At 68.8% G+C, this 11,769-nt stretch carries 10 protein-coding genes; all 10 read right to left on the bottom strand.

Annotated elements, in window-relative coordinates:
* Positions 1 to 1,301, bottom strand: a 1,301-nt coding sequence (gene ftsH / locus K2Y03_RS12640; RefSeq protein WP_294091112.1) for an ATP-dependent zinc metalloprotease FtsH, incomplete at its 3' end; no start/stop codon positions are given.
* Between the two features lie 74 nt (positions 1,302 to 1,375).
* Positions 1,376 to 2,371 carry a tRNA lysidine(34) synthetase TilS gene (gene tilS / locus K2Y03_RS12635; RefSeq protein WP_294091111.1) on the bottom strand — a complete coding sequence of 332 codons (996 nt, stop codon included), beginning with the start codon at positions 2,369 to 2,371 and terminating at the stop codon, positions 1,376 to 1,378.
* Position 2,372: 1 nt separating this feature from the next.
* Positions 2,373 to 3,353, bottom strand: coding sequence for a YbgF trimerization domain-containing protein (locus tag K2Y03_RS12630; RefSeq protein ID WP_367114776.1), 981 nt, complete (start codon positions 3,351 to 3,353; stop codon positions 2,373 to 2,375).
* A 71-nt stretch (positions 3,354 to 3,424) separates the two neighbouring features.
* On the bottom strand, positions 3,425 to 4,483 hold the full coding sequence (locus K2Y03_RS12625; RefSeq protein WP_294091110.1) for a helix-turn-helix domain-containing protein: 1,059 nt from the start codon (positions 4,481 to 4,483) through the stop codon (positions 3,425 to 3,427).
* A gap of 95 nt (positions 4,484 to 4,578) precedes the next feature.
* Positions 4,579 to 6,849, bottom strand: a complete 2,271-nt coding sequence (gene ptsP / locus K2Y03_RS12620; protein ID WP_294091109.1) for a phosphoenolpyruvate--protein phosphotransferase — start codon at positions 6,847 to 6,849, stop codon at positions 4,579 to 4,581.
* Between the two features lie 54 nt (positions 6,850 to 6,903).
* A complete protein-coding gene (locus K2Y03_RS12615; protein ID WP_294091107.1) occupies positions 6,904 to 7,521 on the bottom strand; it encodes a hypothetical protein in 618 nt (205 codons plus the stop codon).
* A gap of 137 nt (positions 7,522 to 7,658) precedes the next feature.
* Positions 7,659 to 8,228 (bottom strand): hypothetical protein, encoded by a 570-nt coding sequence (locus K2Y03_RS12610; protein WP_294091106.1) that lies wholly within the window; start codon positions 8,226 to 8,228, stop codon positions 7,659 to 7,661.
* A 314-nt stretch (positions 8,229 to 8,542) separates the two neighbouring features.
* A complete protein-coding gene (locus tag K2Y03_RS12605; RefSeq protein ID WP_294091104.1) occupies positions 8,543 to 9,385 on the bottom strand; it encodes a hypothetical protein in 843 nt (280 codons plus the stop codon).
* A 60-nt stretch (positions 9,386 to 9,445) separates the two neighbouring features.
* Complete coding sequence (locus tag K2Y03_RS12600; protein ID WP_294091118.1) at positions 9,446 to 10,432, bottom strand: nitronate monooxygenase; 987 nt, start codon at positions 10,430 to 10,432, stop codon at positions 9,446 to 9,448.
* A gap of 29 nt (positions 10,433 to 10,461) precedes the next feature.
* Positions 10,462 to 11,706: an aspartate kinase gene (locus K2Y03_RS12595; protein ID WP_294091102.1), complete on the bottom strand. Its 1,245-nt coding sequence runs from the start codon at positions 11,704 to 11,706 to the stop codon at positions 10,462 to 10,464.
* Positions 11,707 to 11,769 lie beyond the last annotated feature (63 nt).

Raw genomic sequence — 11,769 nt, 5'->3', positions numbered from 1 at the left:
ATGGCGTGGCCGGCCTCGTGATAGGCGGTCATCCGCTTTTCGTCGTCGGTCATCACCATGCTGCGCCGCTCGGCGCCCATCATCACCTTGTCCTTGGCCTCCTCGAACTCGGCCATGGCGACCAGCCGCTTGCCCTTGCGCGCGGCGAGCAGCGCGGCTTCGTTGACCAGATTGGCGAGGTCGGCGCCCGAAAAGCCCGGCGTGCCGCGCGCGATGACGCGGGCATCGACATCGGGCGCCAGCGGCACCTTCTTCATATGCACCTGCAGGATCTTGATGCGGCCCTCGATATCGGGGCGCGGCACCACCACCTGCCGGTCGAACCGGCCCGGGCGCAGCAGCGCGGGGTCGAGCACGTCGGGCCGGTTGGTCGCGGCGATGATGATGATACCTTCGTTCGCCTCGAACCCGTCCATCTCGACGAGCAGCTGATTGAGCGTCTGCTCGCGCTCGTCATTGCCGTTGCCGAGCCCTGCGCCGCGATGGCGGCCGACCGCGTCGATTTCATCGATGAAGACGATGCAGGGGGCCGCCTTCTTGGCCTGTTCGAACATGTCGCGCACGCGGCTGGCGCCCACGCCCACGAACATCTCGACAAAGTCCGAACCCGAAATGGTGAAGAACGGCACGCCCGCTTCCCCCGCAATCGCGCGGGCGAGCAGCGTCTTGCCGGTGCCGGGCGAGCCGACCAGCAGCGCGCCCTTCGGGATCTTGCCGCCCAGCCGCGCAAACTTGGTCGGGTCCTTCAGGAATTCGACGATTTCCTGCAGCTCCTCGCGCGCTTCGTCGATGCCGGCAACGTCATCGAACGTGACCTTGCCTTCCTTCTGCGTGAGCAGTCGCGCGCGCGACTTGCCGAACCCCATCGCGCCCGAGCCCGAATTTTTCTGCATCTGGCGCAGCACGAAAAAGGCGATGCCCAGGAACAGCAGGAACGGCAGTGACTGATAGAGCAGCACCAGCCAGATCGAGGTGCCTTCCTCCGGCCGGGCGTTGATGACGACGCCCTTTTTAAGCAGGCGGTCGGTCAGCAGCGGGTCCTTCGGTGCATAGCTGCGGAAGCGCTCACCGGTCGTGGTCGTGCCTGAGACGATGTCGCCAGCGATGTTCACCTCGCGCACCGAGCCCTGATCCACCTTGTCGAGGAAGGTCGAATAGGGGAGCGTGCTGCTCGCGGCGTTCGTTTGCGCGCCATTTTCAAACAGCGTGACGAACAGCGCGAGCGCGACCAGGATCGCCACCCACACCATCAGGCTCTTCATCCAGGGATTGCCGTCAGGCTGCTTGTCATTGTCGTTCATGCGGATACCTTTCGTGCGCCCAAGATAAGCACCGCTGGGTTAATGGCAATGGAACAAGTGATGGATTGCGCCGATCAGCGCGATCGACGCGGTGGTGCCGGGGCGAAGCGCCACACAGTGCCGGCCGGGCGCACCACCACGCCCGCCTGCGTCGCCGCTCTGCCCGCCGCCATCGCGTCGAGCAGCGGCTCGATATTGGCGGCGTCGTCGAAGGCGGGGCGGGTGATGCCGGCATCGGCGCGCACGCGGGCAATGGCGGTGCGCGCCAGCCGCCGCTTAATCTCGCGCGGCAGGCCGGCAAGGTCGAGCCACAGCTGGTGCGCGTCGCCATCCGTGGGAGGCAGGCGGCACGCGGCCCAGAAGTGCGCCTCCAGCGCGGCGAGCGTCGCATCGGCTTCTGCAGCGTGCGCGGCGGCGCGGGCGAGTGCGGCGGCATCGAGCATCGGCTCCCGCGCCAGCAGCGCGCGGACACGGGTGCGCTCGAACCGGTCATCGGCGTTGCTGGGGTCATCGACAAAGGGCAGCCCGGCGCTCTGCGCCAGTGCGCGCAATTCCGCCCGCCGCCAGCCGAGCAGCGGGCGGACAAGGGTGATGCCCGGCCTGATCTCCTGCCGCGCGCGGATGCCGGCAAGCCCCGCGACTCCGGCGCCCCGCACCGCGCGCATGAGGAAGGTTTCGGCCTGATCATCGGCGTGGTGCGCGGTGGCGAGCAATGCCGCGCCTGCGGCCGCTGCCCAGTCCGTCAGCAGCCGGTAACGCGCCTGCCGGGCCCAGTCGTGCAGATTGTCGCCCGCGGCGCGCGGTTCGGTGACGGCAAGCGTGGCGTGCGGCACCTGGGCCAGCGCGCACCAGCCGGCCACCATCACCGCCTCACCGGCATTTTCAGGCCGCAGCCGATGGTCGATGGTGGCTACGATCACCTGACCCGGAAGGGCCGCCGCCGCCAGCGCGAGCAGGGCCATGCTGTCCGCCCCGCCCGATACGGCAATCGCCAGGCGGGCATCCGCCAGCGGCCCGGTCAGCGCCGAAAGATCGGCCCGGAAGCGCGCCACCGCCTCAGCGGGCGGCATATCAAGCAGCCTTGCACTTTTCCTCCGCGCGGCCGCGCACGACATCGGCCTTCAGCTGCGCGCTGAGCCGCGATTCATAGCGGGCGGCAATCGCGTCGAACACCTTGCAGATGTCGGCCGAGGGCTTGCCCAGCTTTTTGAGCGCCACGGTCAGGTAATAAAGGCTGTCGGGCGTGCGTTCGCCGTCGGGATAATCCTTGTAATTCTTCAGGAAGGCGCGCGCGGCCTGTTGCGGCTGATTGTCGTCCAGATAGCTGCGGCCGAGCAGATTCTGCGCCCAGCTGGCGCGGCGGTGGGCGGGATATTTCACCGCCACCTGGCTCAGTTGCGCGGCCGCCTCGGGATAGAGCTTTGCCTGCCACAGGCGAAAGCCATAGACGTAGAGATCGTCTGCCGGGTCGGCGGTGACGGGCTTTTCGACCGCGGCAATCAGCCGGGCACGCGCCGGATCGGCGGGCTTGGCGGCGGCGGCGGGCGCCGGCTTGGCGGGCGTGGTGGTGGTGCCGGCGGCCGGCTTGGTCGCAGCGGCAGCGGCCGGAGCCGGCGCGGCGGCGGCGGGCGCGGTGCCCGGATCGGCGGCGACGGTGCCCGCACCCTCCAGCGCCTTCAGCCTGGTGTCGGTTGCGCGCTTATAGGCGTTGAAGGCGTCTTCCAGCTGCTGGATCTTGTACTGGTTCTGCTCGACCTGGCCGGTGACGGTCGCCAGCTGCGATTCAAGCGCGGTCAGCCGGGTCTGCAGATCGGCAACCGCGCTGGTCGCGGGCACGCCCGGGGCCGGGCTGGCAGCAGCCGGCGGGGTCACCTCCGGCGGGAAATAGGCCGCGTTGCCGCCGGGGAACACCTTGCGCTGCACGGCGCGCATCTCGCGCTCCAGCCGGTCCACCCGGCCCTCGATCCCCGATTGCGATTGCGCCCGCGCGACGCCGGGCGCCAGCGCGACGCCGGCCAGAAGTGCGATCCACAATGTCTTGCGCATGGCCATCCCCTGTTTTCCTTGTTGCCGCTTTATAACCGACGCGCGCGGCCGCGCCAGCCCACCTGCCGATGCGGTGATCAGGGCTGCGGCGGGGGCGTATCGCCACCACCCTGCTCGGCGGGCGGCGTGGCCGGTGCGGCCGCGGGCTCGGCCGCCGCCCGGTTGGCGCGCGCGGTTTCGTTGTCGTTACGGCGGCTGTCGCTGCGCGTGGTCCGGCGGTCGGCGGTGCGCGGGCGTGACGGCTCTGATGCGCCGGCCGCCGGGTCCGCCGCGCCGGGCGTGGTCACGCCAGCAGCCGGATTGGCGGCCGGGGCGCTCCGTGCGCGCAGAGCATCGGCGGAGATGGCGACATCCTTGATCGCGCGGCTGCCATCGCCCAGCGGCGCCACCTGCTGCCCGTCGATGGTGATCGCCAGCTTGTCCGGCCGGCCGATATTGATCATCGGACCCTTGGCCGATTGCGGCACGTCATAGCTTTCGCCCGGCTGCAGCTCGCGCTGGATCAGCGTGGCGCCATCGGCATCATAGACGCGCAGCCACACCAGATCGGTCGCGGTCAGCTTCACCTGGCCGCCAGTCGCCGGTGCGGCTGCAGCGGGGGCAGGGGTGTTCGTTGCCGGCGGCGGCACCTGCTGCTCGGCCACGGGGGAGGAGGCAGGCGGGCTGCCGTCACCCTGGAACCAGCCATTGCTATAGGCCAGCAACGTCGCCGCCACCATCAGCACGGCGGCAATTACCAGCACCGCCGTCAGCCCCCGGGGCGGCAGCTTGGCCGGTTCGCGCGCTTCATAGCTGGGCGCGCGGCGCGGGGGCGAGGGCGGCGCAAAGCTGGTGCTGGCATGCACGTTGGCGGCGGTGCCGCTGTCCGGCAGGGTGCCGCGCACCTCGCGGCCCACCGCCACTTCGTCCATGCCGACGGCCCGGGCATAGGCCTTGGCAAAGCCGACGGCATAGGTGGCAGAGGGCAGCGCGCCGTAATCGCCCCGCTCGATCGCTTCCAGATGGCGCATCGGCACGCGGGTGCGCGCGGCGATCTCGTCGAGCGTCAGCCCCTGCGACTCCCGCGCCTCGCGCAGTTTCTCGCCCACGGTCTTGGGGAACAGCGTCGCTTCCTCGCCCGGTTCGGCGTCGCCCATCAATTCCTCCACACAAGCGGCCGTTCGCTCGGGCTGGCTTGTCCCAAAGCCTTATCCATCTGTCAACGCGGGACAGAATTGCGCTAGCCGCAGGTTCAGCCCAGGTCGACCCCCTCGCGCGCGGCCCACTCGGCCAGCGCGCCGCGCATGTCGCGCGGGGCGCGCACCAGCAGCTCGGCCATGAAGTCGCGCACCCGGCCATGGTCCAGCGTGCGCACCATCGACTTGATCGGCCCCACCGCCGCCGGCGTGATCGACAGCCGGTCGATGCCCAGCGCGATCAGCGCCATCGCCTCCAGCGTGCGGCCGCCCATTTCACCGCACACGGCCAGGTCAACGCCGGCTGCGTGCACCTGCCCGGCGATGCGCGACAGGAAGCGCAGGATCGACGGACTGAGCCAGTCATAACGCTCCGCCAGCTTGGGGTTGGCGCGGTCGGCAGCGAACAGGAACTGCGTCAGATCATTGGTGCCCACCGACAGGAAATCGAGCTGCGGCAGCAGCACGTCGAGCATTTCCGCCAGCGCCGGCACTTCCAGCATGCAGCCATAGCGGATGTGCTGGGGCAGCTTGCGCCCGCGCTCCGCCAGCCAGCGATGCTGCGCGTCGAACAGCGCGCGGGCCGCCTCGAACTCCCAGGGTTCGGAGACCATCGGGAACATCACGTTCAGCGTGCGACCCGCCGCCGCCTCGATCAGCGCGCGTGCCTGCACCTTCATCAGCCCGTCGCGTTCCAGCGCCAGCCGCAGCGCGCGCCAGCCCATCGCCGGGTTCTCCTCCTCCCCGGCATCGTCGCGCAGATAAGGGAGCACCTTGTCGCCGCCGATATCGACCGTGCGGAAGATGACCGGCTTGCCGCCCGCCCCGTCCAGCACGTCGCGGTACAGGCGCTGTTGCCGCTCGCGTGCGGGCAGCGTGGCCGAGACCAGAAACTGGAATTCGGTGCGGAACAGGCCGATGCCGTCAGCCCCGGTCAGTTCCACCGCGCCGACATCGTCGCGTAGGCCCGCATTCACCATCACCGTGATGCGCCTGCCGTCGCGGGTGACGGGGGGCAGGTCGCGCATCGCGGCCAGCTGGGCACGCCGCTTCTGGCTGAGGTTCAGCTTGGCCTCGAACCCCTCTTCGATCGCGGGGGTGGGGCGGGCAAAGGCAGTGCCCGCGCCGACATCGAGCAGCAGCAGATCGCCCTCGCCGATCAGCCGGCGAATGTCGCGCACCCGGCCCAGCACCGGCACGCCCATTGCGCGCGCCACGATGGTGACATGGGCGGTCAGCGACCCTTCCTCCAGAATGACGCCCTTCAGCCGGCGCCGGTCATATTCCAGCAGTTCCGCCGGCCCCAGATTGCGCGCGATCAGGATCGAATCCTGCCGCAGGCCCATCTGCGCCGCAGTGCCCATCTGGCCGGAGACGATGCGCAGCAACCGGTTGGAGAGGTCCTCCAGATCGTGCATCCGTTCGGCCAGCAGCGGGTCGTCGATCTGGCGCATGCGCATGCGGGTGCGCTGCTGCACCCGTTCGATCGCGGCCTCCGCCGTCAGGCCGCTGTCGATCGCCTCGTTGATGCGGCGCGACCAGCCCTCGTCATAGGCGAACATCTTGTAGGTTTCGAGCACCTCGTCATGTTCGCCGCCGACACCGAATTCGGCTTGCGCTGCCATCCGCTCGATCTGCTCGCGCATCTTGTCGAACGCGGCATAGACGCGGTGGCGCTCGGCCTCGGTATCCTCGGCCATGGTATGTTCGATGGTGATGCGCGGCTGGTGGAACACCGCCACGCCGCGCGCCATGCCGTCGACCAGCTTCAACCCCTGCAGGCGGGTGGCGGTCTGCGGCGCGGCGCGCTGGGGGCTGGCGCTGATGTCGATCAGGTCGGCATTGGCGATCAGTTCGGACAGCACCATGGCGACCGTCTGCAGCGCCTCGATCTCGACATCGGCATAACGATGCGGCTCGACATGCTGCACGCACAGCACGCCCACCGCGCGCTCGCGGCGGATGATCGGCACGCCGGCAAAGCTGTGATAGCGCTCCTCGCCGGTTTCCGGGCGGAAGGCGAAATTGGGGTGGCTGGCCGCCTCGTCCAGATTGAGCGGCTCGACATCATGCGCGATGGTGCCGACCAGCCCCTCGCCGGGCGCGAGCATTGTTACATGCACCGCGCCCTGGTCCAGCCCCTGCGTGGCGTAGAGCTCCAGCACGCCCTCACGCAGAAGATAGATCGAGCAGACCTCGCTCTGCGTCGCTTCGGCAATGATCTGGACGACGCGGTTGAGCTTGGCCTGCGCCGAGCTTTTCGCCGCCATCACATCGTGCAGGCGGACGAGAATTTCGCGGGCGGAGGCAGCAGCAGACCCAGGCATGACGAAGGGCTAGCAGAAGCCGGGCGCCCGCGCCAATGGCCGCGTTGCGCCGGTTCAGCGGCTGGCAACCACCGTCGGCACCATTGCCCCGCCGCCGCGCTGCCCCTGCCACTGCGCCATATCGGCCTGCCACGCCTCATAACGTGCGTAAAAGCGCGTGAACGGCGCTTCCAGCGCGTCCAGCCGGGCGCGGGCAAAGCTCGCCAGGTCGGCTGCCGCCACGCCCTGCACCTCGGCCAGCACGGCCTTGGCGGTGGCGCAGAACTCGTCATGCGCGGGCACCTGGGCATAGAAGTTATAGAGCTGCGTCATCGCCCGCTCGCGCATCGTTTCCCACCGGGCGCCGGCCTGTTGCCGATAACGCTGGGTAACGGCGGCATTGGCGGCGGCGAGCGGCTGGGCATGGCGGGCGAGCATCGCGTTGTAATCACCGGCGGTGCGCGCATCATCGGCGTCGCGACAGCCAAGTGCTGCGACATTGAGTGCCGAGCGCAGGTGCCAGATAGCCTCTGCCCCGGTCACCGCGTGGCTGGGCGTGGCATAGCTGCCATCGGGATGGTGCGGCGGCACCACCTGGCGGGTGGAAGCACCGGCCGGTGGCGCGGGCGGATTTTCCTGGGCCAGCGCCGGCGCGGCACTGGCGACGAGCATAAACGCAAACAACGAACGCATGGCGATCTCCTGTCGCAAGCCCCAAACAGGCAGGATCGGGTGTCGCCCGCGCGTACTGAAGGCGCGGTTCAGGGCCTTGGCGAAACCCGCGTTAACGCTTTTTTCATGTGGCCCGCCGCCGGAGCGGCGGGGTTGGATCAGCGCGCGGCCGTCTGGCCCGGCTGCCCCGCCTGCCAGCGGTTCAGCGCGACGCGATAGGCGTGATAGCGCGCGTAGAAGGCCAGGAACGGCGCCTCCAGCACCGCCATTCGCGCCGCCGCGAAATCGGCCAGCGCCGCTTCCGGCACGGTGCGCGCTTCATAGGCGACCTGCTCGGCAATGATGCAGAAATCGCGCTGCGCCGGGGGTTGCGAGAAGAAGTTGTACACCCGCGTCATGTCGGCATCATGCTGTTCCTGCCAGCTTTCGCCATGGCGTGCCTTCATGCCCGCCTCGACCGCTGTATTGGCCGCCGCCAGCGCCAGCCGCCGCTCCACCAGCAGCGCGTTATAGTCTGCAACAATGTGTTCAGCGGCTTCCCCGGTGCAGTTGAGCGCCGCCACGTTCAGCGCGGCACGCAGATGCCACAGCGTTTCCAGCGCGCTGTGGCTGCGGTTTGGCGTTTCGAACTGCCCGTCGGCGCCGACGCGTGGCACGGCAAGGTTGGCCGCTGCGCCATCGGGCGGCAGCGGCGCGGTGGGGGCAGCCGATGCACCTGCGGCAAGCATAAATGAAGACAGCGCAGCAATTACAAGTGAAACACGCATTGCTTTACTCCTGGCTGAGGACGGTCACACTTCCCCCACCAGACAAAAGACAAAGCATCTCTATTGCCGAAACACGCTGGTTTCAGCTGATGATGACCTTGTATTTGCTAGCCGCGAGCTTATCGATCCGTCATATAGATGACGGTTTCAAGTCAACCCAGCCGCACTTGTCGCAAAAAAGGTGAGTTGGGATAAAAACAGGCGAAACTGCGCCGAAATCAGGGCAGGTGCCGCTGCACAATGGCCAGGCCCAGCGGCGACTCGGGGGCAGGCGATCAGCGACTGGTGCGCGGCAGGTCGAAATTGATCGTGAAGCTGACCCAGGCGAGATCGACCTCGCGCCCGTCGATCCGGCGCGGCAAGGCACGCAGTTGCGGCACCAGGCGCAGCGCGGCCACGCCAAAGCCCCAGCCACCGGGGGTTTCCTGGCGCACCGTGCAGTTCACCAACCGGCGCTTCAGTGTAACCTGGCAGGCAAGCTCTGCCTTGCCAGATTTGCCTGCCACCTTGGCCTCGCGGGGGTGCAGGGCATAAATGTCTTGCCAGCTCGTCTCGCGCGCCCAGTTGGCGCGGACCAGCGTGCTGGCGTCGCCCAACCCGTCGCCGATGCCGGTGCCGCGCCCCTTGCCTGCGCCCTCGCCATTGCCCCCGGTGCCGCCGCCCGTGCTGGCGGTGATGGTCGTGGCAGCGCCGCCGGCCCCGCTTGGCGGCGGGGGCGAGGGAATGTTGGATGGTAGTGCAACTGGCGCCGGGATTGCCGCAATCCCGGATGGCGGGGCTGGCGGCGCGGGGGCGGGCGGGGTGGCCGCAGCCGCCGGGCGGGGCATTGGTGCTGGCGCGCGGGGCGCCGCGCGGCTACCCGGATCTGGTCGCTTCGCCATCGGCTGGGGCTGCGGTTTTGGGGTCGGCTCGTCCGGTACCGCAATCGGCAGCATGGCGAAGATGCTGGGCGCGCGGGGCAGCTTGGTCAGCGCCGGCGGGCGGACCCAGATTAGCGCCAGCATCAGCAGCCCCACAAGCGCTGTCGATAGCGCCAGTCCGCGCGCCCGCTCCCCATTGCCAAGCGGGCGATAGCCGCCGGATGCGGCATAAGCTGCGGGAATCGCAGACCTTGCCATAGCTATGCCCTAATCTGGGCAAACTATGGGATTTGTCAATATTGTACGGGCAAGGCCCCGTCAGGCCGCGCGTTCGGCCAGCGCCGCGCCAGCTTCGTCCATCAGCTGGGCAATGATCTCGGCGACCGGTTCTTCCTTGGTGACCATGCCCACCGACTGTCCGGCCATCAGGCTGCCATGCTCGACATCGCCGTCGATCACCGCGCGGCGCAGCGCGCCGGCCCAGTAATGTTCGATCTCCAGCTGCGCGGCCGCCATGTCGACCTGCCCCGCATCGAGCGCGGCGGCCACTTCGCGCTGCTTGGCGATGAACGCGTCGGACCCGGCGTTCTTCAGCGCGCGCACCGGGATGACGGGCAGGCGCGGGTCGATCTGCACGCTCGCCACCGCATCGCGGGCGGCGGCGCGGAAAAAGGCGCGCTTGAAATTGGGGTGGGCGATGCTCTCGCTCGCACAGGCAAAGCGCGTGCCCAGCTGCACGCCGGCAGCGCCCATTTCCAGATAGGCGGCAATCGCCTCGCCCCGGCCGATGCCGCCGGCGACGAACACCGGCACCTGATCGGCGACGACGGGCAGGATTTCCTGCGCCAGCACGCTGGTGGCGACCGGGCCGATATGGCCGCCCGCCTCCATCCCCTCGATCACCAGCGCATCGACGCCCGAGCGGATGAGCTTCTTGGCCAGGCTGAGTGCCGGGGCAAAGCAGATGACCATCGCGCCCGCCGCCTTGATCGCGTCCAGGCTGCCCGCCGGCGGCAGGCCGCCCGCCAGCACGATATGGCTCACCCGGTGCCGCGCGCACACCGCGATCAACTCGACCAGATCGGGATGCATGGTGATGAGGTTGACGCCGAACGGCCGCGCGGTGAGCGCCTTCGTCGCGGCAATCTCCGCATCGAGCAGCGCGGGCGACATCGACCCGCAGGCAACGAGGCCAAAGCCCCCCGCATTCGAGATCGCCGACACCAGGTGGCGTTCCGACACCCACGACATCGCGCCGCACAGGATGGCGGTGTCGCTGCCCAGAAACGCGGCGCCGCGCGCCATCAGGGTGGAAAGGCGGGTGGCGCCCGCCGTCACGCCGCGACCTCCGCGTCCAGCCCGTACGCCGTGTGCAGCACGCGCACGGCGAGTTCGGTCTCGTCCTCGTCGATCAGCACGCTGACCTTGATCTCGCTCGTCGTGATCGCCTGGATGTTGATGCCGCGCGCGCCCAGCGTCTTGAACATCGTCGCGGCAACGCCGGCATGGCTGCGCATGCCCACGCCCACCACCGTCACCTTGGCGACGCGGGTGTCGTGCATCAGCTTGTCGAAGCCGATCGCCCCCTTCGCGCCTTCCAGCACGTCGATCGAGCGGGCCAGGTCGGCGGCCGGCACGGTGAAGGTAACGTCGGTCGATCCGGTCGAATGCGCGATGTTCTGCACGATCATGTCGACATTGATGCCGGCCTCGGCCAGCGGGCCGAAAATGGTCGCCACCGCGCCGGGTTTGTCGGGCACGTCGGTCAGGGTGATCTTGGCCTCGTTCTTGTCATGCGCGATGCCGGTGATCAGCTGGCGTTCCATCTCTCCCAAATCCTTTTCATCCACGATCAGCGTGCCGGCGGCGGCGTCATCCCCCTCGTCGAACGAGGACAATACCCGGATCGGCACCCCCATCTTCATCGCCAGGCCGACCGAGCGGGTCTGCAGCACCTTGGCGCCCACGCTCGCCAGTTCGAGCATTTCCTCATAGGTCACCCGCGCCAGCTTGCGCGCGCGCGGCACGATGCGCGGGTCGGTGGTATAGACGCCATCGACATCGGTATAAATGTCGCAGCGTTCGGCACCCAGCGCGGCCGCGACGGCAACGGCAGACGTGTCCGATCCGCCCCGGCCCAGTGTCGACACGCGCCCGTCCGCCACGCCCTGAAAGCCCGGAATGACCGCCACTTCGCCGCCCGCCATCGCGCCCAGCAGCGCGTCGGTCGCAATCTCCTCGATCCGCGCGGCGCCGTGTGCGGCGTTGGTAGCGATCGGCAATTGCCAGCCCAGCCAGCTGCGCGCCGGCACCCCCAGCGCCTGCAGCGCGATCGCGAGCAGGCCCGACGTCACCTGCTCGCCAGAGGCGACCACCACGTCATATTCGCGCGTGTCATAGAGCGAGGAGGCTTCGCGGCAGAAATTGACCAGCCGGTCGGTCTCGCCCGCCATCGCGGAGACGACCACGGCCACCTGGTGCCCGGCCGCCACTTCGCGCTTCACTCGCGCGGCGACGCTCCTGATCCGCTCGATCCCGGCCATGGAGGTGCCGCCGAACTTCATCACGATACGCGCCATAGTCGGGCCAAGGGTCCTTTCGCCGGAAGGCGCAGGCTGATAATTGGGCAGCCTCCGATTGGC

The sequence above is a fragment of the Sphingomonas sp. genome (genome assembly GCF_019746015.1).
GTDB lineage: Bacteria > Pseudomonadota > Alphaproteobacteria > Sphingomonadales > Sphingomonadaceae > Sphingomonas.
This window is presented reverse-complemented; position numbering and strand designations above follow the sequence as displayed.

What these genes read in the sequence shown, in the direction of transcription:
- K2Y03_RS12610 (WP_294091106.1), bottom strand. Translation starts at nt 8,228, where the DNA reads ATGCTTGCCGCAGGTGCATCGGCTGCCCCCACCGCGCCGCTGCCGCCC.
- K2Y03_RS12595 (WP_294091102.1), bottom strand. Translation starts at nt 11,706, where the DNA reads ATGGCGCGTATCGTGATGAAGTTCGGCGGCACCTCCATGGCCGGGATC.
- K2Y03_RS12625 (WP_294091110.1), bottom strand. Translation starts at nt 4,483, where the DNA reads ATGGGCGACGCCGAACCGGGCGAGGAAGCGACGCTGTTCCCCAAGACC.
- ptsP (WP_294091109.1), bottom strand. Translation starts at nt 6,849, where the DNA reads ATGCCTGGGTCTGCTGCTGCCTCCGCCCGCGAAATTCTCGTCCGCCTG.
- K2Y03_RS12605 (WP_294091104.1), bottom strand. Translation starts at nt 9,385, where the DNA reads ATGGCAAGGTCTGCGATTCCCGCAGCTTATGCCGCATCCGGCGGCTAT.
- tilS (WP_294091111.1), bottom strand. Translation starts at nt 2,371, where the DNA reads ATGCCGCCCGCTGAGGCGGTGGCGCGCTTCCGGGCCGATCTTTCGGCG.
- K2Y03_RS12630 (WP_367114776.1), bottom strand. Translation starts at nt 3,353, where the DNA reads ATGGCCATGCGCAAGACATTGTGGATCGCACTTCTGGCCGGCGTCGCG.
- K2Y03_RS12615 (WP_294091107.1), bottom strand. Translation starts at nt 7,521, where the DNA reads ATGCGTTCGTTGTTTGCGTTTATGCTCGTCGCCAGTGCCGCGCCGGCG.
- K2Y03_RS12600 (WP_294091118.1), bottom strand. Translation starts at nt 10,432, where the DNA reads ATGGCGCGCGGCGCCGCGTTTCTGGGCAGCGACACCGCCATCCTGTGC.